Origin of the sequence: Streptomyces sp. NPDC058880, assembly GCF_042742535.1 — a bacterium.
Classification (GTDB): domain Bacteria; phylum Actinomycetota; class Actinomycetes; order Streptomycetales; family Streptomycetaceae; genus Streptomyces.
Window position 1 is genome coordinate 42889 of the sequence record NZ_JBHYMC010000001.1, and the last position, 26106, is coordinate 68994.

A 26106-nucleotide genomic window follows, 5' to 3' on the forward strand; every position below is an offset into this window, starting at 1 on the left:
TTCCGTACGCTGGTCGCATGCGCACGCGCCCCACTCTGAGCTGGACGCCCACCGATGACCTGCCGCCCGGGACCGCGGATCCGGGGCCGGTCGCCGACGCGCTGCGGGCCGGCGGCGTGCTGGTGCTCAGCGGGGCGGGCCTCTCCACCGAGTCGGGCATCCCCGACTACCGGGGGGAGGGCGGGAGCCTGCGCAGGCACACCCCGATGACCTACCAGGAGTTCACCGCGAGTGCGCGCGCGAGGCGCCGGTACTGGGCGCGCAGCCACCTCGGCTGGCGGACCTTCGGCCGCGCGGCCCCCAACGCCGGACATCGCGCCGTGACGGCGTTCGGGCGGCACGGGCTGCTCGCAGGAGTGATCACCCAGAACGTCGACGGCCTGCACCAGGCGGCCGGCAGCGAGGACGTGGTGGAACTCCACGGCAGCCTGGGCCGGGTCGTGTGCCTCGCCTGCGGCGCCTCCGGCTCGCGCCGCGACCTGGCGCGACGACTGGAGGAGGCCAACGCGGGCTTCGAGCCGGTCGCCCCACGGCTGAACCCGGACGGCGACGCCGACCTCACGGACGACCAGGTCGGGGACTTCTCCGTAGCGCCGTGCGCACAGTGCGGGGGCGTCCTGAAACCGGACGTGGTGTTCTTCGGAGAAACGGTTCCCCCTCGGCGCGTCGAACGCTGCCGCGAGCTGGTCGACAGCGCTACCTCGCTGCTGGTCCTGGGATCGTCACTCACGGTGATGTCCGGCCTCCGGTTCGTCCGCCAGGCGGCCCAGGCGGGCAAGCCGGTACTGATCGTCAACCGGGACCCGACCCGCGGCGACCGCCACGCCGTGACCCGTGTCGCCCTCCCTCTGGGCACGGCCCTCACCACTCTGGCGGACCGCCTGGGCATCCCGGTCGACGGCGGTGACGCGTCGGTACGGGGACGCCCGCGGCCGCAGGCGTAGAGCCGCGGCAGCGACGGCTGCCACAGCGGCCGCCGGACGGCCGCACCGCCGACGTCCGTCATCATGGGGAGCGCCGTCAGCGGAGCAGGAGGAACACGAGGAGGGGGAGACGGGCGATGTCCGACGTACCGTCGGCCGGGACCACCGGAATGCTGCACCACGTGGAGATCTGGGTGCCCGACCTCGACCGGGCGGTCGCCTCCTTCGGCTGGCTGCTGGAGGCCATGGGCTACACGCCGTACCAGAGCTGGGGCGACGGACGGAGCTGGCGGCTCGGCGCGACCTATCTGGTGTTCGAGCGGTCCCCGGCCCTCACCGACGACCACCACGACCGCTGCCGGCCCGGGCTGAACCACCTGGCGTTCCACCTGGAGGACCACGCGTCGGTGGAACTCCTGGTCGTCGAGGGGAAGCGGCACGGCTGGAGTTTGATGTACCCCGACCGCCACCCGTACGCCGGCGGCGAGCGGACCTATGCCGCGTACCTGGTCAACACCGACGGGTTCGAGGTCGAACTGGTGGCCGGCAGCCGCCCCGGGCCCGGCTGACGGTCCGGCCGCACGGCGTCCGGGCCGCCGCCGGGGGCGGGCGGGGAGCTCCGGCCGTGCCGGATCAGGCGGTCCGCGGGTGCCAGGGGATCTCGGCCCAGACCTGCTTGCCGCCGCTGAGCGGCACCGAGCCCCAAGCCGTCGCCGTCGCCTCGACGATGAGCAGGCCGCGGCCTCCGGTCGACTCCCAGCTCACCGACACCGGTTTGACGGGGCTGCGCGGCGACGCGTCGTTCACGGCGATCCGCAGCCGGTCGGTGGACAGGGTCAGGTCCATGCCCACCTCGCCCTGGGTGTGCGCGATCGCGTTGGTCACCAGCTCGGACACGATCAGCAGGGCCGTGTCGATCTCCTCCACCACTCCCCAGGACCGCAGCGTGCGCGCCGTGAAGCGGCGCGCGTGCAGGACGGCCTTGGGCAGGCGCCACACCGTCCAGTGGCTCCGCCTGGGCCGGCCGCCCGTACCGTCGTAGCGCAGCAGCAGCAGCGCCACGTCGTCGTCACGCCGGCCCACGCCCGCGACCAGGTCGTCGGCCACCCCTCCGACATCGACCGGGTCCGACTCGGTGAGCGCCTCGCACACCCGGTGCATGCCCTCCTCCAGGGGCAGCCGTGCGGACTCCACCAGGCCGTCCGTCAACAGGACGAGCAGGGTTCCGGGGAGCAGTCCCGTCTCGGTCATGGGGAAGGCGGCTTCCGCGAGCACGCCCAGAGGCGGCCCGCCCTCCACCGCCAACTCCTCGGCCACGCCGTCGGGATGGCGCAGCACCGGCGGCAGGTGGCCGGCCCGTACGACCCTGGCGATGCCCTCCTCCATGTCGAGGTCCACGTACGTGCAGGTGGCGAAGAGGTCGGTCTCCATGCCGACGAGCAGCCGGTTGGCGCGCGCCACCACCACGTCGGGCGGGTGCCCCTCCACGGCGTAGGCCCTGACCGCCGTGCGCATCTGGCCCATGATGGTGGCGGCTCCGGCGCTGTGGCCCTGGACGTCCCCGATGACGAAGGCCACGTGGCCGTCGCCGAGGGGGATGACGTCGTACCAGTCCCCGCCGACCTCCAGTCCCGCGGTCGCGGGCAGGTAGCGGGCGACGGCGACCCCGCCCGGCAGCTCGGGGAGCTTACGGGGCAGCAGGCTGCGCTGAAGCATCGTGGCCAGTTCGTGGCCCGCGTCCAGAGCGTGGGCGCGCACCAGGGCCTGGCCCAGCAGGCCGGCGGTCGCGGTCAGCAGCGAACGCTCCTCGGGGGCGAACCGGTGCTCCTCGCCCCAGCCCACCAGGCACACCCCGACCATGCGGCCCTCGGCGGGCAGCGGCAGCACCGCGAGACCGCCGGGCCCGACGCCCTGGAGCCCGGGCTCCAGGGCCGCGCCCGGCGGCCACAGGCTCATGTGACCGGCGCGGAGCGCGCTCTGCAGGGTGGGCAGGTCGCCCAGTGACACGTCGGGCCACTCCGAGCGCCATTCCGCGCGCCAGGATTCCGGCCAGGCATCGGGTTCCGGGGGGTCGAGTGCGGTGACGATGAGGTGTTCGGGCTCCAGTTCGCCCACCGCGACGCGGGACGCGCCGAGCGGCTCGCGCAGGGCCGCGATCGCGAGCCGACTGACCTCCCGGATGGTCGCGGCCCCCGCGAGGGTGGCTGACAGGCGCTGTACGAGGGACACCTCGTCCGCGCTGGGCCGCAGATAGGAGGCGTCGGCCACCACGCCCAGGACGCGCCGCGGGGCGCCGTCGGAGTCCACTTCCACCCGGCAGCGCAGGCCCAGCCAGCGCAGCTCCCCGCCCGGCCGACGGATGCGAAACGCCAGCTGCTGACCGGTGGTGGCCAGCCGGTCGGGCTCGACGATCGCCATCAGCGCGGGCATGTCGTCGGGCACGGCGCAGGCGAGCAGGGTCTCCACTTGTCCGTCGAACTGCTCGGGAGCCAGGCCGAGCAGTTCCAGCACGTGCGCGTGGGCCTCCATCCGGCCGGTGGCCAGGTCCAGGATGAAGGCGCCGCCCTGGTCGGGGACCAGTGACTGGACCAGGTGGGCCTGCGGGGCCCGGCGCCCGGCGAAGCGGGCGGCGACCGATTCGAGTCGGGCCGCCACCTGGTCGGCGTACAGCTCCAGCAGACTGCGGTCGTCGGCGCTGAAGCCCTCCCCCACGTCGCCCGCGACGATCAGGCAGCCGAGCTCCTGATCGCCGTGTCCCAGGGGCAGGGCGCCCAGCGAGACCCGGGCCGGCGAGCTCGGCGCCCCGTCCCGGACCCGGCTGGGGAAGTGGTGGGGGTCCTCCTCGATGAACGCGGCGAGTTCCTTGGGGGTCAACCACAGCGGGCGCCCGGTGCGGAAGGCGTTGGCGGCCGGTGAATGGCCTGCGACGGCGAGGATCGCGGGCAGCCCGTAGAGGACCCCGCGGTTGCCGGTGAGCTCGGCCAGATGGAGTTCCCGGTCCTGGTCGGCAGCCACGTAGACGGCGGCGAGCTGCGCCCCGCAGAACGCAAAGCGATGTCTGCTCACTGCGCGTGTCGCCTCCTCCCGACGCCGTCCCGCCGAGCGCCCGCTCTCCCTCCATGCTGTCGCGCCCGAGACCTTTCGGGCGAGTCGGAGGGCGTCGGACAGGCCCTAACGCGTCCTGCGGGGCGCTGGAAGGGTGAGACGGGTGGCGGGGTCCGCGACGGGCAGGGCGACAGGGTCGGCGCCGTCGTGATCGTGTTCGACGTCGGCGAGCGGGCGGGTGCGTTCGGCCGCCTGGGCCAGCCACGGCCAGATCCGGAAGGGTTCGTCGGGCGCCGTCGCCGCGGACCCGGTGCCGCTGATCCACGTCGTGAGCGTGAAGCGGTGGTCCGCGAAGTGCCCACTGGGGCAGGTGGAGGGGACGACTTCGTGGAAGGCGCCGGCCGGGAAGAACACGATCGTGTCGTGTTCGGGCTCGATGGTGCGGTAGGAATCCGCCGGCCGGGCGCCGCCGTCCGCGAGCACCGTGTCGTACAGCCGGAGCCGGCCGCCGCCGAATCCCCGCGGGGCGCGGTGGAGGTAGTACACGGCGGACAGGGCCGTCGCGACGTCACGGACCCGTGAGGCGTCGGTGTGGATGCCGTAGTGGCCCCCTTCGCCGTGCGCGGTCAGGACCGTCCGGGTCTGTGTGAGCGCCGCCCGGTGGCCGAGGACCTCCTGGACGAGCGGCAGGCAGTCCGCCAGGTGCGCGCTGAACACGGAGCTCGTGACGGGCAGGACGAGTGAGCTGCGGCCCTTGTGGGAGACCTGGCCCGAGAGGGGGTCGAGGACCGTCCCTGCACGGAAGTCGGCCTCGCGGGAGATCGCGTACGACAGGAGGGTGGCGGCGCGTTCGGCGCCGAGGAAGTTCTCGAAGCGGCACACCGGTGCCGGGACCACGGGGGCCGTGGACCACTGGTCGGAGGGAGGCAGGGCCTGGGCGCCGATTTCCGCCGGGGTGGCCGATTCCATCGCGTATCCGCTCATGGCCCGGAACCGTACGCGCGGTGGCGGGACCCGCCGTAGGGGCACATGGGGGCGCAAGGGAGAACACGGGCCGGGCGCCGTGCGCTTGCGGCGGGCTGGGCCCGCCCCCGCCGCACGGGGCCGCTCCCGGCGGCCTAGGGCGTACGCCGGCGCACACCGCCATCCGGCGGCCGCACGGTGCGGTGCGCGCGGGCGGGAAGGAAGATGGAGGAGAACCGGGCGACGCGATGAGGTGAGCGCCATGACCCTGCAGACCCGCTATCCGCCGGTCACGGTGTCGGCCAGGCTGGACACGCCGCTGTCGCGCTGGCTGTGGCTGGTGAAGTGGCTCCTGGCGATCCCCCACTACGTCGTGCTGGCCTTCCTGTGGCTGGCGTTCCTGGTGGTCAGCGTGATCGCGTTCTTCTCGATCCTCTTCACCGAGCGCTATCCGCGTGCCCTGTTCGACTTCAACCTCGGAGTGCTCCGCTGGTCCTGGCGGGTCTCCTACTACGCCTACGGCGCCCTCGGCACGGACCGGTACCCGCCCTTCAGCCTGGGCCCCGAGCCCGACTACCCGGCCCGGCTGGACATCGTCTACCCCGAGCGGCTCTCCCGCGGCCTGGTCCTGGTGAAGTGGTGGCTGCTGGCCATCCCGCAGTACCTCGTCATCGGCCTGTTCACCGGCGCCGCGCACTCCGGCTGGTCGGCCGGCGGTCTGATCGGACTCCTCGCCCTGATCGCGGTCGTCACCCTGGCCTTCACGGAGAAGTACCCGCGCGACCTGTTCGACCTGCTCATCGGCCTCAACCGGTGGGTGCTCCGGGTGACCGCCTACGCCTCCCTGATGACGGACGCCTACCCGCCATTCCGTCTCGACATGGGCGGCGACGAGCCCGGGGACGCCCCGGTCTGAGGCGGCGGCCCCGACGCCGGCCGTGCGGCTGCCCGGCTTCGGAGGGACGATGAGGGCGGGCAGGGCCGCATCGGCCGGAGTCGGGACGGGCGGAGGAAGACCATGCTGGGAGACAGCAGGGCGTTCAGCGGCTTTTCGGTCGACAGCATCGACGCCGCCAGAGAGTTCTACGGCTCGACCCTCGGCCTGCGGGTCTCCGAGGAAAACGGGATGCTGTCCCTCCATCTCGGCGGTGACACCGAGGTGCTGGTGTACCCCAAGGAGAACCACGTCCCGGCCACCTTCACCGTGCTGAACTTCCCGGTACCCGACATCGACCGGGCCGTCGACGACCTCGGCGCCCGCGGTGTGGCCTTCGAGCGCTACGACGGCTTCGGACAGGACCCGAAGGGCATCTCGCGCACCGCAGGCGGCCCCCCGATCGCCTGGTTCAGGGATCCGGCGGGGAACGTCCTGTCCGTGCTGGAGGCGGGCGGCTGACCCGCGCAGGACACCGGACCATGGCGTCGGACCCGTCGGACCCGTCGGACCCGTACGGCCCCCGGGCACGGATGAGCGCCATGGAGGAGGCCGTCGACCGGATCGGTACGTCCTCCGACGAAGTGGCGGTCTGGCGGGAGCTCGCCGAGTTCCTCGTCAGCGGCCCGTGCGACGCCGTGGCGGTGGAGCTGACCGGCGGCCGGAACGGCCCGGGCGGTCGGGTCGCCGCCGCGGGCGACACGGCGGGCCTCCTCGACCCTCCGCACGGTCCGCCCGCTTCCACGCACGTCGTCCCGGTGCCCCTGGCCGGCCGGGGCGAGGTCTACGGACGGCTGCTCGCGGCCCGCGCGGACACCGCCTTCGGCGCCGACGAGGCGGCGACCGTGCGCTTCGCAGCACGCCTGGCGTGCGCGCACGTCGGGCACGCCCGCCGGCTGGCGGCCACCGAGGAGATCGCACTCGACCTCCAGCGTGCCCTGGTCGCCGAGCCCGGCCGGCCGCACCCGAACCTGGAAGTCGCCAGCCGCTATCTGCCGATGGGCTCGCGCGCCCTCGTCGGCGGCGACTGGTTCGAGACCGTACGGCTCCACTTCGGCCGCACCCTACTGGTGATCGGGGACGTCATGGGCCACGGCCTGGAGGCCGCCGTCGACATGAACGCCTACCGCTCCACCCTGCGCGACGTGGCCTCCACCGATCTCGCCCCGCACCGCGTGCTGCGCCAGTTGGACACGCTGGCCGCCGCCGAGGACGACCGCCGTCCCGCGACCTGCCTCCTCGTCCGGGTCGATCCGGCCCGCCGTACGGCTGCGTACGCGAGCGCGGGTCACCTGCCGCCCGCGGCCTTCACAGCGAACGGCCCGGGGACCCTCCTCGACGTGCCCGTCGGCCCGCCGCTCGGCACCGGCATCGGCGGCTACGAGGCCGTCGCCCTGCCCTTCACCGCGGACCAGACGATCCTGCTCTACACGGACGGGCTGGTCGAGCGCCGCGGCGAGGACATCGACGCGTCCCTGGCCCGGCTCGCGGCCCTGAGGATGCCCGCCGGCAGCGGGGCCCCGGAGGTGGTGGACAGGGTCTGCACCGGCCTCGACGCGCGGCACGCCGAGGACGACGTGGCCGTACTCGCCGCCCGTCTCCGCCTCCGGCCGCCCCCGGAGGCGGCGGCGCGGTGACGGCTCCGCGGGCGTCCTGCGCGGTCGGGCCGCCGCCCTGCCGTCGGAACGCCGCCGGCGCCCGGAGTGCTACCCCAGCAGGTCCAGGAGGGGTGCCAGGCCGTGCGGCCGCCGCTCGACCGGCAGGTGCTCGACGAAGTGCACGGGGCAGCCGAGCGCGGCGGCGCCGCCGTCCGCGGTGCGGTCGTCGCCGACCATCAACACCTTCGACGGCGGCAGCCCGAGCCCGTCACAGGCCGTCCGGAAGATCAGCGGGTCGGGCTTCTGGACGCCGAGCTCGTAGGAGAGCACGTAGACGTCGACCAGTCCGTCCAGGCCGTGTGCGCGGAACACCGGCCGCAGGTCCCATCCGATGTTGCTCACGACGGCCACCGCGATGCCCCGGCGACGCAGTTCGCGCAGGGTCGGTGCGGTATCCGGGTAGGGCCGCCAGGCGGCCGGGCTCATGTGGCGGTCGTAGAGCGCCCGGGCCAGCTCGGCCGCCGGCTCCGGGAGGCCGGCCGCCAGCGCCAGGCCTTGGTAGGCCGCCCGGTGCCGACGGGCGCTCACATCCCTTTCGTGCCACAGGGCTTCGAGGTCGGCGGGGACCTTCCGGGGCGGGCGGCCGCCCGGCAGGGCCCCGTACTCCGCGAGCCTTCCGGCCGTCTCGCGGAACTCCTCGTCGGACAGCCGGACGCCGGTGGCCGCCAGGCCCGCGCTGAGCCAGTCCTCGGTCGACTCGATGCGCAGCAGCGTGCCGGAGAAGTCGAACATCACACCTGTGATCATGTGGTGATCGTAGGTCAGGCAGGTCAGGCACCGGGCGGCCGCGCTCAGGTCGTGGGGTGCAGGCGGGACGGGGCCAGCGGCGAACGGGGCGCGGCGGCGTCGACGTTGGCCAGCGCACTGCCGGCGAGCCACTCGCGCCAGTCCAGGTTCCAGTCGCCGAACCCGTTGCCGAAGGGGGCCATCGGCGGTCCCCCGCTGTTGACCACCTCCACGATGTCCCCCTCGCGGACCGCTTCGAAGAACCAGGCAGCGTTCTCGGTGCTCATGCCCGTGCAGCCGTGGCTGACGTTCTCCTCGCCCTGCGCCTCGACCGACCAGGGCGCGGCGTGGATGTACTCGCCGCTCCACGTCACCCGGGTCGCGTAGGAGACGGGCAGGTCGTAGAACTCCTTGGTGCCGCGCTCGATGCCGACCGTGTCGCCGCGCATGCGGACCTTGGACTCCTTGCGCAGGACCACCTTGATGCCGCTGCGGGTCCGGAAGCCCTCCTTTCCGGTGGTGACCGGGATCGTTCTGATGACCCGTCCGTTGCGGCGTACGGTCATCCGGTGGGTGGCGGAGTCGGTGACGGCCTCGATCCGGTCGCCGATGGTGAAACGCAGGTCCTCGGAGGGGCCGCCGTGGGCGTCCCCGACCTCGACCCCGTCCAGCCCGCTGCGGACGCGGACCACCGCGTGCGCGGGCCAGTAGGTGCGGGGCCGGAAGTGCAGGGTCGAGGCGTCGACCCAGTGCCAGGCGCCCTCGACGTGCGGCTGCGAGGTCACCTCCAGCGCCTGTTCCAGCCGGGCGCGCGCCACCGGGTCGTCGGCGGGTACCGGGCGGCTGAGGGCGGCCGTCACGATCTCGCCGGCCCCGTACGTGCCGGGGCGCGGCCCGAACTCGACGGTCAGCCTGCCGCCGTCCGCGGGCGGAGCGGTCCGGAAGGCCATCGTCACCGCGACCGGGTGACCGGCCGCGTCCTGCGCGCCGACCCGCACGGTGTACTCCTCCCCCGCGCGCAACGACTCGGTGTTCAGCCAGCGGTCACCGTGCGGGCCGAGTTCACCGGACAGGTGGCGGCCGTGCGCGTCGGAGACGGTCACGTCCGTGATGCGGCCCGGTTCGGTGAGGGCGATCTCCAGCGGCCCGCCGGAGTCCGTGGGCAGGGCCTGCGCCCAGGCGGCGCCGGCGACGGCGGGCTCCTCCAGGACGGAACCCACCCCGCGCGCCGTGGCCCGTACCCTCTGCTCCTGCCAGCCGTCGCACAGCCGGGTGCGGAACAGCCGGGCCGCGCACCGCCCTTCGCCGGCCTGGCGGGCCCCCTCCAGCACCCTTCCCACCAGCAGCGTGACCGCCGCTTCCCGCGGGGGGCCGGCCGAGGTCGCGTCCGCGGTGTCCGCATCGGGCCCCCGTCCCGGCGCTGCGGCGACGACCAGCATGGCCCCCGTCACCGCAGCCACCGCGCCCCACGTCGTGGTCGGTCGTGTGCGTCGCATTCGTGGCATAGCCGTATCAAACCGATGAGGAGCCAACCCGATGATCACGCGCTCGGCCCTGGGGCCGAACGGGCACCCGAAGTGAACTCGTACGGAGCACAGTCCGCGAAGGGGTGGACACGGCCGGACGGGGCCGCGGAAACCCGCGTGCCCCCGCGCGGCTCCGTACGGACAATGGCCCCATGTCTGTGCGCGCTGTACGTCAGGACGAACTGACCGCCCTCCAGGACATCGAGAGGGCCGCGGGGCTCTGCTTCCGGGACATCGGCATGCCCGAGATCGCGGACGACGAGCCGCCGCCGCTCGCCGTGCTCGCCGCCTTCCGGGAGGCGGGCCTCGCCTGGGTCGCGGTGGACGGGGCGGACGTCCCGGTCGCCTACCTGATCGCCGATCATGTGGACGGTAACCTCCACGTCGAGCAGGTGTCCGTGCACCCGGACCACTCCCGCCGGGGCATCGGCCGCTCCCTGCTGGAGCGCCTCGCGGCGGTCGCGGTGGGCGGGGGTGTGCCGGCGCTGACGCTCACCACCTTCGCCGAAGTCCCCTGGAACGCGCCGTACTACGTCCGCTGCGGCTTCCGTCCCCTCGGCGAGGCCACGCTGACTCCCGGCCTGCGGGAGATCCGGGCGCGTGAGGCGGCACACGGCCTGGACCGGTGGCCGCGTGTCTGCATGCGCCGCGACCTGTGACCCCCGGGCCCGCGCCCCGCTCTTCGCCGACCGCGAACCGGGGTCGCGGTCGGGTCGGCAGTGTGCTGGGGTGGGCCGATGGATCTCCTGATATTGGGCGGGACCGCGTGGCTGGGCCGTGAGATCACGCGGCAGGCGGTGGAGCGCGGACACGGTGTCACGTGTCTGGCGCGCGGCGAGAGCGGTGACGTCGCGCCCGGGGCGCGGCTGGTGACGGCTGATCGGAAGGACCCGGACGCCTACGCCGGGCTCCTGGACCGCGACTGGGACGCCGTGCTGGAGGTGTCGTGGCAGCCTGCGTTCGTTCGCGACGCGCTCGTGGCACTGGCGGAGCGGACCCGGCACTGGACGTACGTCTCGTCCGCCAGCGCCTACGCCGACCACGGCACGGTCGGCGCCGACGAGTCGGCCGCGCTGCTGGCACCCACCGAGCAGCAGTACGTGGGACGGGAGGACTACGGCGAGGCCAAGGTCGCCTGTGAGGCGGCGGTGCGCGCGGCGGTCGGTGACCGCCTGGTGGTCGCCCGGGCCGGCCTGATCGGCGGCCCCGGCGACCACACGGGGCGCTCGGGCTACTGGGTGGCCCGAGCCGCCCGCGCGGTGGATCGGCCGATGCTCGTACCGCGCTCCCCCGGGCTGCCGACGCAGGTGGTGGACGTGCGCGATCTCGCGGGCTGGATGCTCGACCTCGCGCAGAAGGGCACGGTCGGGACCTTCGACGCCGTGGGGCCCGTCGTGCCGTTCGACGAGTGGGTCGCCCTGTCGCGCCGTGTGGGCGGGCACGCCGGGGAGGTCGTGGAGGCGGACCCCCAGTGGCTCCTGGACCAGGGGGTGGCTCCGTTCATGGGGCCGGAGTCGCTGGCCATGTGGCTGCCGGACCCGCAGTGGGCGGGCTTCAGCGCCCGCAGCGGAGCCGCGGCGCACGCGGCCGGGCTGCGGCACCGGCCGCGTGCGGAGATGCTCGCGGACATCCTGGAGTGGGAGCGTTCCGAGGGCTTGGACCGCACCCGGCGAGCCGGGCTGAGTGCCGTCCGCGAAGGCGAACTCCTCGCCGCGCTCGACGGCTGAGCCGGATCGGTCGCCCCGGGGGCCGGAGCGGGCTCAGCGCCGCGGCCTGGTGGCCACGGCGGCCCCGATGCGGAGGGTCCGGGCGTACGTGCCGCGGGGGTCGTGGTCGAGCAGGGCCCGGCGCAGCTCCGCCTCGAAGGCGGCCATCCGGTCGCCCAGCACGGCCGGGCTGGAGGAGGGAAAGGACAGCTGGAGGCCGATCACCTCGTCCACCGTGCGGCGGACGAGCAGGTCGCACTGGTGGGTCTCGACCCGGGAGAACGGCGACTTCGCGAGAAGGTCGCCGAGGTCTTCCCAGTCGTCGAGGTCGGACTGCCCGGGGATGCCGGGGCCCAGGAAGCGCTCGCGTACCTCTTCGACGGCGGCCAGCCAGGCCGGTCCCCGATCACCGGGCCGGCGCAGCGAGACGACGACGCCGAGCCCGCCCCGGGGCGCGAGCACGTCGTCCAGGTCGGCCAGCAGCCGGCCGCGGTCCATCCGGTGGAACGCCTTGCCGATGACGCACAGGTCGATCCGGGGCAGGCACAGCCGGGTGACGCGGGCGGCGTCGCCGCGCAGCCACGAGATGTTCGTCAGGCCTCGCTCCTCGGCGAGCCGGGTCCCCTCGGCGAGCATCGCCGGCTCCGGATCGACGGCGTACACGTGGTCGGCCAGGGAGGCCAGGGGCAGGCCGAGCGTGCCGGGGCCGGCGCCGAGGTCCAGCACGGTCTGGGATCCGTCGAGCGCGAAGCGGTCCGCGAGCAGCGTGTGGATCTCCCTCGGGTACGGGGACCGGTAGCGGGCGTAGTAGGGGGCGGCGGACGCGAACGGGGTGCTCATGGGGTCCTCCCTTCGGAAGTGCACCCGCCGATCGTGGTGCATCCGAGCGGCTTCCGCCGCCGCCGTGGGCCGCGAATCCCCCGATCGGATGTCCGCGCGGAACCCCTGGGGGCCGTTCTCCCGCCATCCTGCGTTCCGGCGGCGTCCGCCCGGTGTTTCCCGGCCCGCGCCGGAAGTGCGGCGGTCACGGCCGCGGTGCACGCTGGGGGTGACGGAGCACGGCGGCAGCCCGGACGCCGCGGACGGGGCGGTCCCAGGCTGTCGCGGCACCGGGACACGGGCCGGGAAGGCGCCGGTCGGCATGTGCCGGATCCCGGTCCGAGCGAGGGAGGCACGTGTGAACGCTTACCCGCCCATCGCCGATCACGGAATGATCGGCGACCTCCAGACCGCCGCGCTGGTGTCCTCGCGGGGAACGGTCGACTGGTGGTGCACCCCCCGGTTCGACTCCCCCAGCCTCTTCGGGTCCCTGCTCGACAGCGAGCGCGGGGGCTACTGCCGGCTCGCGGCCGATCTCGCCCACGAGCCGGGAGCCGTGGTGCGTCAGCTCTACCAGGCGGACACGGCCGTGCTGGTGACTCGGTACATGGGGCCCTGCGGGGTCGGCGAGGTCGCCGACTTCATGGTGCCGTTGAACACCACCGCGCGCACCGAGCGCCACCGTCTGGTCCGGGTGGTGCGGGTGGTGCGGGGCCGTCTGGACTTCGACCTCGAATGCCGCCCGCGGTTCGACTACGGCCGCGCCCCCCACACGTTCGAGGAGCTCGACCGGACGTCGGTGGTCTTCCGGGGTCCGGGCACCAAGCTGCACCTCCAGGTCGCCACCGCCGCCGGCCCCATCGTGCTGCGGCGCGACGGCGAGGACCTCGTCTCCCGCTTCACCCTGGAGGCCGGGCAGGCGGCGGCCATGGTGCTGACCAGCGACGCTGACGACGGCCCCATGCCACCTCCGCTGTCGGCCGAGGGGATCAGCGCCGAACTGCAGGCCTGCCGCGGCTTCTGGCACACCTGGCTGCGCTCCTGCACCTACCGCGGCCGCTGGCGCGACATCGTGCACCGTTCGGCGATCACCCTGAAGATGCTCACCTACGCGCCCACCGGCGCGCCGATCGCCGCGCTCACCATGGGGCTGCCCGAACAGGTCGGCGGCGAGCGCAACTGGGACTACCGGTTCACCTGGGTCCGTGACGCCTCCCTCTCCGTCAGGGCCCTGATCGACCTCGGGTTCGTCGAGGAGGCCTCCGCCTTCCGCCGCTGGCTGCTCGACCGGCTCGCCGCCGGCGGCACCGCGTCGGGCGAACCCCTGCAGATCATGTACCGCGTCGACGGCGAGGCCCGCCTCACCGAGGAGATATTGGACCACCTCGACGGCTACGAGGGCTCCAAGCCGGTGCGCGCGGGCAACGCGGCCGCCGACCAGATCCAGCTCGACATCTACGGCGAGGCCTCCGACGCCCTGGCCCAGACCCGCGACATGGGTGGCATCCAGGGCTGGACGGCGTACGCCGGCGTCCTCGACTGGCTCGCCGAGAACTGGGACCGTCCCGACGAGGGCATCTGGGAGACCCGGGGCGGCCGCCAGAACTTCACCTTCAGCCGTCTCATGACGTGGGTCGCCTTCGACCGGGGGATCCGCCTCGCCTCCACCTTCGCCCGCCCCGCCGACGTCGACCGGTGGAGGCGGGTGCGCGACACCGTCTTCGCGCAGATCGTCGAGCGCGGCTGGAACGCGGACAAGCAGGCGTTCGTCCAGCACTACGACACCGACGTGCTGGACGCCTCCCTCCTGCTCATGCCTCGGGTCGGTTTCCTCTCCCCCACCGACCCGCTCTGGCTCAGCACGCTCGCCGCCATGGACCGCGAACTGGTCAGCGACAGCCTGGTCTACCGCTACAACCCGGAGGCTTCCCCGGACGGGCTGCGAGGATCGGAGGGCACCTTCAACCTCTGCAGCTTCGTCTACGTGGAGGCGCTGGCCCGGGCCGGCAAACCGCATGAGGCCCGGTACGCCTTCGACAAGATGCTCACCTACGCCAACCACGTCGGCCTGTTCGCCGAGGAGATGGGACCCTCCGGCGAGCAGCTGGGCAACTTCCCGCAGGCCTTCACCCACCTGTCGCTGATCGCGGCGGCCCTCGCCCTGGACGAGCAGCTCGACCACGTGGAGGAGAGCGGCCCCGGGGGCTGACGCCGCCGGGGCGGACCGGGCGCCGCGGTCGCGCCGGGCACGCGGTGTGCGCGTGCCCGGCTGGGCGTTCACTTCGGCGGGGCCAGCCGCTCCCACAGGAAGGTGTGGACGAGGGCCTCGTTGAAGGCCGACTGCCGGTGGTCGGTGGCGCCCGCGTGGCCGCCGCCGATGTGTTCGTGGAAGAGCACCGGATGGCCGGCCTCGCGCAGCCGGGCGGCCATCTTGCGGGCGTGCCCCGGGTGGACACGGTCGTCGCGGGTCGAGGTGAGCAGGAGCAGCGGCGGGTAGGCGGGACCGTCCGTCCGGATCCGGTGGTAGGGGGAGATGCCCTCCAGGTGAAGCCGGTCCGCCGGGTCGTCGGGGTCGCCGTACTCGGCGATCCAGCTGGCGCCGGCGAGCAGCTTGTGGAAGCGGAGCATGTCGAGCAGTGGCACGTGCGCGACGACCGCGCCGAACAGCTCCGGTTCGCGGGTGAGCATCGCGCCCATGAGGAGGCCGCCGTTGCTGCCACCCTCGATGCCGAGCTGGGCCGGGGTCGTGACGTCCAGGGCGACGAGGTCCCGGGCGACGGCGGCGAAGTCCTCGTAGGCCCGGACCCGGTGGGCGCCGAGCGCCGCCCGGTGCCAGGCCGGCCCGTACTCGTGCCCGCCCCGGATGCCGGCGACGGCGTAGGTACCGCCGCGCGCGAGCCAGGCGCGGCCGGTGACCGCGCTGTACGACGGGACCATGGAGATCTCGAAGCCGCCGTACCCGTAGAGCAGGGTGGGGCCGGGGCCGGACCGCTCCTCGGGGCCGACGACGAAGTACGGCACCCGGGTGCCGTCCGCGGAGGTCGCGAAGAACTGGCGCACGCTGAGCCCTGCGGTGTCGAACAGCGCGGGGCTCTGCTTGACGGGCTCGCTGGCGTCCTGTTCGCCCGCTGTGCCCCGGTAGAGGGTGGAGGGCTGGAGGAAGCCGGTGACGAGGTGGAAGTACTCGTCGCCGACGTCCGGGTCGGTGCAGGTGACCGAGGCGGTGGACAGCGGCGGCAGACCCGGCAGTGGTGCGCGGCTCCAGCCGCCGGGCCCGGGGGTGAGCAGCTCCAGGCCGGAGGAGACGTCGACCCGGGTGGCGAGGACGAGGTGGTTGCGGGTCCAGCTGTATCCGGCGAGCGCGGTGCGCTCGTCCGGGGTGAACAGCACCTCGGCCTGCCGCGCACCGGCCAGGAAGGCCTGGAGGTCGAAGGCCAGCAGGCTGCCCGCGGGGTGGCCGAGCCAAGGCGTCCTGGTGGTGACGGTCAGCCATTCCCGGTGGACGGAGGCGCTCGCGTCGTCCGGGACGTCGATTTTCACGGGCGCGGCGCAGGGATCCTCGGGCAGGAGGAACAGCTCCTGGTTCCAGAAGTCGATCTGCCGGTGCACGAAGTCCCGCCCGAAGCCCGGGGTGTCGTCGTGCCAGCCGGAGGCCGAGAGGTCGCCGGGGCGGCCCTGGTAGACGAGCTCGGCGTCCTCCAAGGGGGTGCCGCGGTGCCACCGGCGCACCTGGAGCGGGTAGCCGGAGGCGGACATCGAACCGGCACCGAAGTCCGTACCGATCCAGACCCGGTCGTGGTCGATCCACCCGATCCGGGTCTTGGCCTCGGCAACCGTGAACCCGTCCGTGACGAACTCCAGGGCCTCCAGGTCGAACTCGCGCACGACGCAGGCGTCGGCGCCGTCCCGGGAGAGCAGGACCAGGGCGTGCCGGTGCTCGGGGGCGAGGACCCTGCTGCCGGCCCAGGCCCACTTCTCCCCCTCGGCCTCGGCCAGCGCGTCCAGGTCCAGGAGGACCTCCCAGGCCGGGCAGTCGGTGCGGTACTCCTCCAGTGTGGTGCGCCGCCACAGTCCGCGTTCGTGGTCGGCGTCCTGCCAGAAGTTGTAGAGGTGAGGGCCTCGGCGGACGACGTACGGGATCCGGCCGTCGTCGTCCAGCACCTCGCGCATCTCCTGCTCGAGCACCTTGAAGCCGGGGGCGCCGGTCAGCGCGCCCACGGTCTCGGCGTTGCGCTCCCGGACCCAGGCGAGGGCTTCCTCGCCGGATACGTCTTCCAACCACAGGTAGGGGTCGTCATCGCTCATCAGGCGATTGTGCAGGAAGCCGCGGGCGTGGTCACTCGTCGGCCGTGCCCCGGGCCTCGCGCAGGGCAGAGTGGACCGACCAGACGACGGAGACCAGCGGGACCGCGACCACGGCGCCGACCACGCCTGCGGCGATCGCGCCCGCGACCACCGAGATCGCCACGACCAGCGGGTGCAGGCGGACCGCGCGGCTCATCACCAGCGGATGGAGCAGGTGTCCCTCGATCTGGCCGATGACCACGATCAGCGCGACGACGATCCCCGCGACGAGCGGCCCCTTCGAGGCCAGGGCGACCACCGCGGCGACCGCCAGCGCGACTGGTGACCCGACGAGGGGGACGAAGGCCGCGAAGAACTCCAGCAGGGCCAGCGGGACGGCCAGCGGGACGCCGAGGAAGTACAGGGCGAGCCCGACGAGGACCGCGTTCGTCGCCGCGACGACCACGATCCCGCGGGTGTACCCGGTGAAGGTGCGCCAGCCGGCGCGCCCGGCGATCGCCACACGCTCCCGGGCCGTCTCGGGCAGCTGTGCGCAGAACCACGCCCACTGCCGGTCGCCGCCGTGGAGGAAGAAGAACGAGCAGAAGACCGCGAGCGCGAGGACGGTCAGGACGTGCACGAGCCGCCCGGCCCCGCTGACCGCCTGGCTGAGCACCGTGGAGCGGTGACTGGAGAGGTACTCGCCGATCCGGGACTGGACGTCGGAGAGCGCCTCGGGGTTCAGCCGGAAGGGCGGTCTCTGCAGCCACTCCTCGATGCTGGCCAGTCCCTCCCGGAACTCCCGGGCCAGGGTCGTGCTCTCCCCCGCCACCGCCTCGCCGACCAGGGTCAGTACGCCCAGCAGGAGCAGCGCGCTGCCCATGAGGGTCAGGGCGACGGCGATCGCCCGGGGCAGGGCGCGGGTCAGGCGCCGCGTGGGCACCCACAGCAGTGCGGTGACGACGAGGCCGAGGAAGACCGCGACGGCGATCTCGTGGAAGCGGCCGAGCAGGGCGAAGACCGCGTAGACGGCGGCACCGACGACCAGCAGGCGCCAGGCGTACGCCGCGGCCGTACGCAGGAACGGGGACACCGGCGGCATGGTCCATGGGTGCCACGCGGGGCCGGCGATACCACGCGCCGCGGCCCGGATTCGCCCGTCCGGGGCGGATGGCCGGGGCGGGTGGCCGGGGCGGGTGGCCGGGCCGAGCGGTGCGGAGGCAGGCCTGGCGGTGTGGCCCCCGGGGTCGGGTGCGGACCCTCAGCCCTCCTTCTCGGCGAGGATCCGGTCGGCCGCGTAGTGCGGGCAGTTCAGGGCGTGCCAGGTCACCGAGAGGGAGCCCGAGCCCGTCCGCAGCGTGCGCGCCGCGCCGTCGGCGGCGGTGGCCTTGCAGAAGGGGCACACGACGGTCTCCGGGCGCAGCAGATCGAACATGCCCAGTCCTTCCCGCAGGTTTCTCACACCGGACCTGTCCAGAACTATCAAATCCGGCGCCGTTCGGCCGCAGTACCCACAAGTACGGATGATTACTGCATGACATGGCCGCGACGGAACGGCGGCGCCGTCAGGTCAGGGCAGAGGAACGCCGCGGGCCGTGACCCAGAGCGCGTACCACTCCTCGTGCGTGAGGTCGGGTTCGCTCAGGGCCGCGTCGCGGCAGGCACGGATCCGGTCGGGGCGCGCACTGCCGATGACCGGTGCGATCCGCGACGGGTGCCGGATCAGCCACCACAGCAGGACCGTCTCGGGCGTCGTGCCCTTGCGGCGGGCCAGTTCGGCCAGCAGCTCTGCTGTGGCCGTCTCGGCGGGCGTCTGCTGGCGGCCGGTGAAGCGGCCCTGGGCCAGCGCGCCCCAGGCCTGCAGGCGGATGCCGTGGTCGCGGCAGTGCTCCAGGGTCCCGAAGGGGAAACCGCCTGCTGTGGACGCGGGGGTGTTGAGCAGGACCCCGGCCTCCACCCAGTCCCGGCTGTGCAGGCTCATCTCCAGCTGGTTGACCACGAGCGGCTGGTCCAGCCGGGCCTGGAGGTGGGCGATCTGCGCCGCGCCCATGTTGGACACCCCGAAGCGCCGCACGAGGCCCTGCCGGTGCAGGGATGCCAGTGCGGAGGCGATGGCGTCCACATCGGCGAGGGGGTCGGGCCGGTGCAGGAGCAGGACGTCGATCACGTCGGTCCGCAGCCGGGTGAGACTCTCCTCCACGCGTCGCGTGATGGACTCCCCGCGCAGGTCGTACATGCCCGGGCGGTGCTCGTCGCCGAGCCGGATCCCGCACTTCGTTTGGAGGGTGATCCGGTCGCGCAGACCCGGCGTCCTCTTGAGGACCTCGCCGAACACGGCCTCGGACTTGCCGTGCCGGTAGATATCGGCGTGGTCGAAGGCGGTGATCCCGCTGTCGAGGGCAGCCTCGACGGCCGCCTCGGCGGCATCGATGTCCCCGGACCCGTACGGCTGTGGATCCCAGCTCCCGCCCAGGCCCATGCACCCGTACAGCACCCGGTCTTCGTCGCTCATGCCCACACCCTCGTTCGTCACCACGCCACCCCGGGCCGTGTCGTGCCGATCATGCCGTGGGCGAGGGGCCGCGGGCCAGTCCGGGTGGAGGGGGCGGTTGTGGCTCCTGTGAGGGCAGGCCCCAAGCTGGGGGCATGGACAGCGACGTGCTCCGCTCCGTCGGAGGACCATCCCGCCGCACCGGCCCGCCGGTGGCGACCCTCCGCTTCAGGCTCCACGGACTCGACGCGCCCGACCGGGCGACGGGTGCCGCCCGCGCCCGCGCCGGAGGCGGCCGTCCCGAAGGAGCGGTGGGATGAGGAGACGGCTGCTGAGGCTGGGCCTGTACGCGGACGAGCAGGGGCTGGCCTGGGTCGAGGGGCTCGTCGAGGACGCCGCGGGTTCCCGGCGGGCCCGGATCCTCGACGTGAGCGTGGCGCACGCGGACGACGACTCGCTGGACTTCCTGGTGGAACAGTGGCGCATCGAGCACCCCGGCCGGAGCAGCGGAACACGGCAGCCGGTGGACATGGAGGTCCGCCTGCGGTGTTCCCTGCGGACGTGGCGGGCCGTCCGCAAGGCCGTGCCGACCGCCCTGTGCCCGCAGGGATCGGCTCCGCACATCTGCCGCGTGCCCTGGACGCTGGGCTGACGCGCGGTGCGGCGCAGCGCAGCGCCGCACCGCACCCGCACCGCCGGAGGAGACCTGACGGTGACCGGCTCGGGCCGCGTTCCGGAACGGCTCGGAGGGGGCCGGTTCGGCGGCTGACCGGGGGATACCCAATGATGTCGGAATGCAGAAGCACAAGCAGACCGGACCGCGGTCGCTCCGCCGCCGGTTCGGCCGCGCGGCGACGGCGCTCGCCCTGTCGACGGCGGCGGCGTGTACGTCCGCCCCCGTCGCCGGCACCGGCCTGGGCCCGGCGGAGCCGGACGAGGTCTCCGTGGCGACCTGGAACATGTGCGGGGTGCAGCAGTGGAGCTGTGAGCGGACGGGCAGCCCGACGGACAAGTTCCAGCAGCTGCGCGACCTGATCGGCGACTCCGACGTGCGCGTGCTGCTGCTCCAGGAGGTGTGCTCGGAGGACCTGTCGTCCTCCGCGGCGCGACTGGGGCCGGAATGGAACACCGCCTTCGAGCCCTACGCCAACGTGGACTCGGCGGGTGCCCGCGCGGCCGTCCAGTGCACCGGGCAGGGACGCGGGCAGGCCGGCTTCGGGCTGCTGGCCGCCTCCCGGCTCCAGGACGTGGAGGTGATCCCGACCGAGCAGCCGACGGTGGGGCTGCACCGGGGGATCCTGTGCGCGCGCGTCCCGGCCCAGGGCCTGCGGGTGTGCAACGCCCACCTCTCGCTGCGCAAGAGCGACGCCGAGCACCCGGACTGGGACCTGCGAGACGACCAGCTGAGCTCGCTGGTCGCCGCCGCGTCGACGGACGACCGCACGGTGTTCGGCGGGGACTTCAACTCTCCGCCTCCGGTGGGCGACGGGAACAGGTCCGCCTGGATCTGGCCGTCGGAGGCGTACACGACGTTCCGCGAGTGCGATCAGAAGGGCGGCTCCCGGAAGGGCCGCCCCACCCACACCGACGATTCGAAGCTCGACTACCTGTTCACCGCGCTGCCCCGCACCGGCTGCGACGTGGTGGACACCGATGCCTCGGACCACCGGCCCCTGGTGATCCGGGTACGCCGGACGGCCGAGGCGTCAGCCACCCCACAGGTCAGTGCCTCGCGTTGAAGTAACCGCCCTGGGCCGGGGTCCCGTAGGCAGTCGTCGCGGTGAAGGGGACCGCCGTCCACGGGGAGGCGTTGCCGACGGCATCCACGGCGATGGCCTCGACGAAGTGGTCGCCCGCGTTCCAGGCCCAGCCGGGCTCCCACACCCAGCTCCCGTCGGAGCGGACCTCGCAGGTCCCCAGACCCACTCCGCCCTCGTGGAAGTCCACGCGCACGGCACCGGGGGCATAGCCGGCGAATCCCACGGCGGTGGCGGGCACCTGCTGGTGGGCGGCCGGGGCGGTCACCGTCAGCACGAGGCGCTCGACCGGGCGCGGTGGCGGCGGCGGGGCCGCCGCGTACTCGGGCAGCGGCTCGAAGGCGTGCTCCACAGCGGTGAACGCGACTTCCGTGCGCTCGGTCTGGTAGTTGTTCACGTCCGCGGCGAAGAGCCTGATGACGTGCCGGCCCTTGGCCCAGGGGGTGGTGCGTTCCCAGACCCAGGTACCGTCGGCGGCGACGGGCGCGGAGCCCTTGTGCTTGCCGTCCTCCCAGAAGCTGACCCGAGCCGCGCCCACGGCCGTTCCCACGAAGCGGACCTGGTTGGCGGGGACCCGTTCCTCCGGCGTCGGGGTCCGGACCACCGGCCGGGGGAAGGAGTCGCCGGACTGCACCAGGGAGGTCTGCGTGAGGAAGGCCTCGATGGCCGACTTGTCGCGCTCCGGCTGCTCGTAGCCGTTGCGGACCATGCCCAGGCGGGGGGCCATGCCCTCGACGAGGAGGTTGAGCAGTCCCATGAGGGTGGGGAGGTTGCGCAGGGTGACTTTCCCGTGGTCCGTGATGAGGGAGGAGTCGTTGTAGATGAAGTTGAAGTTCTCGCGGCCCTGGAAGTGCCCGATGAACGGCTCGACCTGGCGTGCGTACTGCTCGTCCTGGGGCGAGGTGATCAGGTAGATGTTGGCCGACGGGTTCGCACCGCTGCGGACGAGGTCGGGGAGGACCGAGTCGAGGACGCGTATGTTCTGCTCCGTCGCTTCGCCCATCATCACCCGCACCGCGTCGGGGTTGCCCTCCGCCACGCGGGTGCCGATCTGGAACTGGGGCACGCTGGCGACGATGTTCCCGAAGCCGTACTTCAGTCCGAAGAAGAGGGCGGCGCTGCCGCCCTTGGAGCTGCCGAACATGGTCACCTGGTCCGGCGAAAGCTCCAGAGCGTTCATGACGCGGGAGATGACGCCGGCGACGGACTGCTCCAGGGAGAAGTCCATCCGCTTGCACAGGTAGTAGGTGTTCGCTCCGTCGAACAGGTCGCGGATCCACAGGATGTTGGACCGGAGGAGGTCCAGCTTTCCGGTCGCCCACCCCCATTCGCCGGGCGCGTAGCGGTTCGCGAAGACGACGACCAGGTGGCGGTTGCCGTTGCGCGCGTGCGAGAACTTGTACTCGATGGGCACCGCTCCGGCGGAGTCCACGCCGCTGAGGACGCGGCGTGTGCTCTGGGTTGCCTTAGACATGCTCGGAATCCGTTCTTCTCACCGGCTGGCGCGGCACCTGGCCGAGGGTGCCAGCGTTCCAGGGACCTGGCTGGCCTGCGGGGTGGTCCGCAGAAACCGTGTGGCCCGACGCACCGCCCGATGCCCTGCCGACCGCCGGCGCCTGCGCCCGCGCCGGGTCGAGGTCCCCGCCCGCGATGAGGATGCGGTCGGTCAGCCGGGCCGAGGCGTAGCCGTCGTCGAGGTCGCAGAACTCCTGCTGGAACCAGCGGTAGCGGGCGGCGTAGCCGTGCTGGATGCGGTCGACGTTGCGGATCGCGCCGATCAGTTCGGGAGAGGTGAACACCAGCGGGCCCGGTGCGGACTGCTCGAAGTCGAAGTAGAAGCCGCGCAGGGTGTCCCGGTAGTGGTCCAGGTCGTAGGTGAAGAACAGGATCGGCCGCCCGGTGTTGACGAAGTCGAACATCAGGGACGAGTAGTCCGTGATCATCACGTCGGCGATGAGCGACAGGTCCGCCATGTCCGGGTAGTCGGACACGTCGAAGACGAAGCCGTCGCCGGCACCGGGTACCGGGTCCACCACGTTCGGGTGGCGCCGGACGAGCAGGACGTGGTCGTGGCCGAGCCGCGCCCTGGCGTCGTCGAGGTCGATGCGGAAGTCGAGCTTGTACTTGCCGGGTGCGTAGAACTGGTCGTCGCGCCAGGTCGGCGCGTACATGACGACCTTCTTGCCCGGGGGCAGGCCGATGCGGCGGCGGACCTGCGCCGCCCGTCCGGAGTCGGCCCGGCGCAGGATGTCGTTGCGCGGGTAGCCGCTCTCGACCATCTCCCCCGGGAACTGGAAGGCGCGCTGGAGGATCGGGGTGCTGAAGCTGTTCGGGGACACCAGCATGTCCCAGTTCTGCACCTCCTTCTCCACGCGCTCCAGGTACCGCTTGTCCGCGAAGTGCACGGCCTCGATGTCGTGACCGATCCGCTTGAGCGGGGTGCCGTGCCAGGTCTGTACGACGACCTGGCCCTCGCGCTTCTCGAACCAGTCGGGCAGGTGGTTGTTGGCGACGATGTACTTCGCCCGGCCCATGGCCTCGTACCAGTCCGGGGACCACATGCGCACGGGACGGGCGGTGGGCGGGACGGCGACCTGGTCGTCGCGCACCACCCACAGGTGTTCGAGGTCGGTGCCCCGGCGGACCATCTCCTCGTGCAGGGCGCGCGGGCTGTCGGAGTACTGGGTGCCCTTGAAGGCGTCGAAGAGCACGGCCGCGGTCACCGGCTTGCGCCGGGCGTCCGGGTACGTCTTGGTGCGCATCAGCTTCTGCCGGTAGGGTCCGCGGGCCTCGTCCGGCATCGCCGAATGGACCAGGAGCGAGAGCCGGTCGTAGGCCTCCGACTGGAGTTCGTACCTGCGGTCGTTGCTGCTCATGTCCCGGGGCAGGGTGGGGATCAGCTCCTGGGTCATCTTGACCACGAGGTCGTCGGAGCGGTCCTCGGGCCGGACGGCGGAGGGGTCCTGGCGGCGCAGGAAGAAGTCCCAACGGCCCGCGGCGAGCGGGATGTCGCCGGCCAGCGTGCGCATCGCGGCGGGGGTGACGACGAAGCTGAAGTCGCTGCCGTGCCAGGTGAGGGGGACGACGCGCTCCGCGCCGTGGGCGCGGGAGCGTACGACGACGTGCGCCGTGGCGTACTCGGACGCGTCGAGCCGGTCCTGCGCGGCGTAGCCGGCGACGACCTCGAGGGAGCCGTCCTGGAGCCAGGTCGCGGACTTGGCCAGGGGCAGGGTGTCCCGCTCGAACAACACCACGTAGCCGGAGCCGTTGCGGTGGACGAAGACCTCGCGGTCCCCGCCCTCGGTCTGCAGCCCGGCCGGCACGCGGTAGTGGCCGTCCTCGGCCTCCTCGGCCATGACGGGGTAGATGGGGGCCTTGCGTCCCTCGACGTGGAGAGTGGTCTTCCAGCCGTTGGCCCCGGTGCTCCAGGTCTCCGGAACCCCGTCGGAGGAGTTCGTGCGGTGGCCGGGAACGAGCGCCTTGGCCGGGATGCGGGTGACGAAGGTGTACCAGCCCTCGCCGCCCTGCGTGAAATGGACCCACGCGTCGTGGCGGCCGGCGCCTCCCATGCTGGTCACCCGGAACTTGCCCCACTCGGGAAGCACGGGGCCCAGGTAGACACCGCGCAGTTCGAGGTGGTCGCCGGCCATCCGGTGCTGGGTGATGCGGCAGCGGACCCGCTCGACCCGGAGTTTGAGCTTGCCCTGGAGGAAGAGGGGCACCACGCGGGTGTTCTTCTCCACGTACCGGTAGGGCGGGTTGGCCGCGCTGCCGGCTCCGCCCCGGACGATCCCCTTGTAGCGGAACAGGCCGCGGCTCAGGACGCCGGCCGCCACGTCCCAGGTGCCCTCGACCCACTCGCCCTTGCGCTTGAGACGGCCGGTGTCGAAGCGGACCTGGAATCCGGACCAGTCGTAGCAGTAGCGGCTCTGGTTCGAGTACTCGGTGGCCTGCGGGTAGTAGGTGGTCTTCGCCTTGGCCACGACCACGCGGCCCTGCTTCTTGTTGCGCAGCGCGATCGCCTTCATCGACATGTGCCGCTTGTGCACGTTGATGAAGCGGACGTAGGCGGCCCCTTCCAGGACCAGGTGGTCGGAGTCGTCCCACTCTGCGCTGCTCAGCGAGCCGTGCAGCGAGAGCTCCTTGTCCAGCCGATAGGCGCTCTTGTCGATGCCCACCGACCGGTCCCCGAGGTAGGGGTAGTTGAGGTAGCGGTGGAGGCGGCGCTGGACGGGCATGGGCCCGCCCTTGCGCTCGAACTCGACCACGTCGAGCAGTTCTTTGAGCCGGCCCTCGCGCACGAGCAGCCACTTGACGCGGGCGTCGGCGGGCAGCTCCTGGATGATGTCGTCGTCGGCCTCGTCGAGGAAGTCGTTCGCCCACCGCATGAAGGCGTCGCGGTACTCCTCGTCGGCGTCCGGGAGCACCTTCAGGTGCAGCATCAGGTCGGACTTCAGGCAGGCGAGGTCGTACTTGCGCTTGTGGTCGGAGTAGGACCGCGCCCGGTGCCCGGCGAGGAAGCGGCTGACCGACTGCACCGCGGCGACGCGGTCCTGAAGGTTGCTGAACTCGGTGTGCCGCTGGGTGATGGAGGGCGCGGCCCCGCCCTCGCGCCGGCGCCAGAAGTAGACGATGTCGGTGAGGATGTCGACCTTGGCGGCCCGGAAGTGGGCGAACATGTTCACCCAGGAGTCCTCGTACATGACGCCTTCGGGGAAGGCGATGTAGTGGTAGTCCCAGAAGGACCGCCGGAACAGCTTGTTCCAGACGGTGCGGTCGTAGATGAGGTCGGGCAGCCTGGTGATGTGCGTGCCGCGCTTGTTGGCCCGCATCGGCGCCTTGTGCAGCGGGGACTGCCACCTCTTGGTGGAGTTCATCATCTGCACGTTGCCGGAGACGAAGTCGGAGCCCGAGGCCTCCAGGGTCTGCACGAGCAACTCGTAGGCGTATTCGGGTATGACGTCGTCACCGTCGACGAACGCGAGGAACTCCGCCTGCGGGTGTGCGGCACGGATGCCGACGTTGCGGGCGTGGCCGGGGCCCATCGACTCCTGCCGCAGGAGCCGGAAGCGCGGGTCGCGGCGGGCGAAGTCGGCGGCGATCGCGGTCGAGGAGTCGGTCGAGCCGTCGTCGACCATGATCACCTCAAGGTCGCGGAACGTCTGCCTGGCTATCGATTCCAGGCACTCCTGGAGGTAGATCTCGACGTCCTGGAAGGGCACGACGACGCTCAGGCGGGGCATACCTGCCACTCAGCAAACTCCTCGATAGACA

Annotated in this window: 21 protein-coding genes; 10 read left to right on the forward strand and 11 right to left on the reverse strand. The window is 72.7% G+C overall.

What is annotated here, in order from left to right; all coding sequences use genetic code 11:
- The first annotated feature begins 17 nt into the window (after window positions 1–17).
- Together ACFW2G_RS00175 and ACFW2G_RS00180 are read left to right on the forward strand one after the other, a co-directional pair.
- On the forward strand, window positions 18–944 hold the full coding sequence (locus tag ACFW2G_RS00175) for an NAD-dependent protein deacetylase (protein ID WP_384583454.1): 927 nt from the start codon (window positions 18–20) through the stop codon (window positions 942–944).
- A gap of 116 nt (window positions 945–1060) precedes the next feature.
- Window positions 1061–1492: a VOC family protein gene (locus tag ACFW2G_RS00180; RefSeq protein ID WP_384583450.1), complete on the forward strand. Its 432-nt coding sequence runs from the start codon at window positions 1061–1063 to the stop codon at window positions 1490–1492.
- Window positions 1493–1556: 64 nt separating this feature from the next.
- On the opposite strand, the gene ACFW2G_RS00185 is transcribed toward ACFW2G_RS00180, so the two are convergent.
- Window positions 1557–3989: a SpoIIE family protein phosphatase gene (locus tag ACFW2G_RS00185; RefSeq protein ID WP_384450535.1), complete on the reverse strand. Its 2433-nt coding sequence runs from the start codon at window positions 3987–3989 to the stop codon at window positions 1557–1559.
- Between the two features lie 105 nt (window positions 3990–4094).
- Complete coding sequence (locus ACFW2G_RS00190; RefSeq protein WP_078556509.1) at window positions 4095–4952, reverse strand: 2OG-Fe(II) oxygenase; 858 nt, start codon at window positions 4950–4952, stop codon at window positions 4095–4097.
- Window positions 4953–5193: 241 nt separating this feature from the next.
- On the opposite strand from ACFW2G_RS00190, the gene ACFW2G_RS00195 reads away from it, so the two are divergent.
- The 3 genes from ACFW2G_RS00195 to ACFW2G_RS00205 all read left to right on the forward strand — a co-directional run bounded on the left by ACFW2G_RS00195 (window position 5194) and on the right by ACFW2G_RS00205 (window position 7502).
- Window positions 5194–5847, forward strand: coding sequence for a DUF4389 domain-containing protein (locus ACFW2G_RS00195; protein ID WP_384450539.1), 654 nt, complete (start codon window positions 5194–5196; stop codon window positions 5845–5847).
- Between the two features lie 102 nt (window positions 5848–5949).
- On the forward strand, window positions 5950–6327 hold the full coding sequence (locus ACFW2G_RS00200) for a VOC family protein (RefSeq protein WP_384583447.1): 378 nt from the start codon (window positions 5950–5952) through the stop codon (window positions 6325–6327).
- Window positions 6328–6347: 20 nt separating this feature from the next.
- Window positions 6348–7502 carry a PP2C family protein-serine/threonine phosphatase gene (locus tag ACFW2G_RS00205; protein WP_384450545.1) on the forward strand — a complete coding sequence of 385 codons (1155 nt, stop codon included), beginning with the start codon at window positions 6348–6350 and terminating at the stop codon, window positions 7500–7502.
- Window positions 7503–7571: 69 nt separating this feature from the next.
- Here the strand turns inward: ACFW2G_RS00205 and ACFW2G_RS00210 are convergent, their stop codons facing one another.
- On the reverse strand, window positions 7572–8270 hold the full coding sequence (locus ACFW2G_RS00210; protein ID WP_384583444.1) for an HAD family hydrolase: 699 nt from the start codon (window positions 8268–8270) through the stop codon (window positions 7572–7574).
- 44 nt (window positions 8271–8314) lie between these two features.
- Window positions 8315–9745, reverse strand: coding sequence for an Ig-like domain-containing protein (locus ACFW2G_RS00215; protein WP_384450551.1), 1431 nt, complete (start codon window positions 9743–9745; stop codon window positions 8315–8317).
- A 182-nt stretch (window positions 9746–9927) separates the two neighbouring features.
- On the opposite strand from ACFW2G_RS00215, the gene ACFW2G_RS00220 reads away from it, so the two are divergent.
- Window positions 9928–10434 carry a GNAT family N-acetyltransferase gene (locus tag ACFW2G_RS00220; RefSeq protein WP_384450553.1) on the forward strand — a complete coding sequence of 169 codons (507 nt, stop codon included), beginning with the start codon at window positions 9928–9930 and terminating at the stop codon, window positions 10432–10434.
- A 78-nt stretch (window positions 10435–10512) separates the two neighbouring features.
- On the forward strand, window positions 10513–11502 hold the full coding sequence (locus tag ACFW2G_RS00225; protein ID WP_384583441.1) for an NAD-dependent epimerase/dehydratase family protein: 990 nt from the start codon (window positions 10513–10515) through the stop codon (window positions 11500–11502).
- Between the two features lie 33 nt (window positions 11503–11535).
- On the opposite strand, the gene ACFW2G_RS00230 is transcribed toward ACFW2G_RS00225, so the two are convergent.
- Window positions 11536–12321: a class I SAM-dependent methyltransferase gene (locus ACFW2G_RS00230; protein WP_384583438.1), complete on the reverse strand. Its 786-nt coding sequence runs from the start codon at window positions 12319–12321 to the stop codon at window positions 11536–11538.
- 337 nt (window positions 12322–12658) lie between these two features.
- Between ACFW2G_RS00230 and ACFW2G_RS00235 the strand changes: the two genes are divergently transcribed.
- Complete coding sequence (locus ACFW2G_RS00235) at window positions 12659–14509, forward strand: glycoside hydrolase family 15 protein (protein ID WP_384583435.1); 1851 nt, start codon at window positions 12659–12661, stop codon at window positions 14507–14509.
- Between the two features lie 68 nt (window positions 14510–14577).
- Here the strand turns inward: ACFW2G_RS00235 and ACFW2G_RS00240 are convergent, their stop codons facing one another.
- From ACFW2G_RS00240 to ACFW2G_RS00255, 4 genes are all read right to left on the reverse strand, one after another.
- Window positions 14578–16605: a prolyl oligopeptidase family protein gene (locus tag ACFW2G_RS00240; protein ID WP_384583432.1), complete on the reverse strand. Its 2028-nt coding sequence runs from the start codon at window positions 16603–16605 to the stop codon at window positions 14578–14580.
- A 31-nt stretch (window positions 16606–16636) separates the two neighbouring features.
- Window positions 16637–17686: an AI-2E family transporter gene (locus ACFW2G_RS00245; RefSeq protein WP_384450566.1), complete on the reverse strand. Its 1050-nt coding sequence runs from the start codon at window positions 17684–17686 to the stop codon at window positions 16637–16639.
- Window positions 17687–17845: 159 nt separating this feature from the next.
- The gene (locus tag ACFW2G_RS00250; RefSeq protein WP_157840251.1) at window positions 17846–18019 is read right to left on the reverse strand and encodes a hypothetical protein; all 174 of its coding nucleotides are present in this window, start codon (window positions 18017–18019) and stop codon (window positions 17846–17848) included.
- A gap of 135 nt (window positions 18020–18154) precedes the next feature.
- Entirely contained in the window at window positions 18155–19096 is a 942-nt protein-coding gene (locus tag ACFW2G_RS00255) for an aldo/keto reductase family oxidoreductase (RefSeq protein WP_384450569.1), read from the reverse strand.
- A gap of 295 nt (window positions 19097–19391) precedes the next feature.
- Between ACFW2G_RS00255 and ACFW2G_RS00260 the strand changes: the two genes are divergently transcribed.
- Together ACFW2G_RS00260 and ACFW2G_RS00265 are read left to right on the forward strand one after the other, a co-directional pair.
- On the forward strand, window positions 19392–19727 hold the full coding sequence (locus ACFW2G_RS00260; RefSeq protein WP_037922254.1) for a hypothetical protein: 336 nt from the start codon (window positions 19392–19394) through the stop codon (window positions 19725–19727).
- 142 nt (window positions 19728–19869) lie between these two features.
- Entirely contained in the window at window positions 19870–20814 is a 945-nt protein-coding gene (locus ACFW2G_RS00265) for an endonuclease/exonuclease/phosphatase family protein (RefSeq protein ID WP_384583429.1), read from the forward strand.
- Here ACFW2G_RS00265 and ACFW2G_RS00270 read toward each other — a convergent pair.
- Window positions 20798–22306: a hypothetical protein gene (locus tag ACFW2G_RS00270; protein WP_384450576.1), complete on the reverse strand. Its 1509-nt coding sequence runs from the start codon at window positions 22304–22306 to the stop codon at window positions 20798–20800. The genes ACFW2G_RS00265 and ACFW2G_RS00270 overlap by 17 nt on opposite strands.
- Window positions 22299–26075, reverse strand: a complete 3777-nt coding sequence (locus ACFW2G_RS00275) for a CDP-glycerol glycerophosphotransferase family protein (protein WP_384583460.1) — start codon at window positions 26073–26075, stop codon at window positions 22299–22301. Before ACFW2G_RS00275 ends, ACFW2G_RS00270 begins: the two co-directional genes overlap by 8 nt.
- Between the last annotated feature and the right edge of the window lie 31 nt (window positions 26076–26106).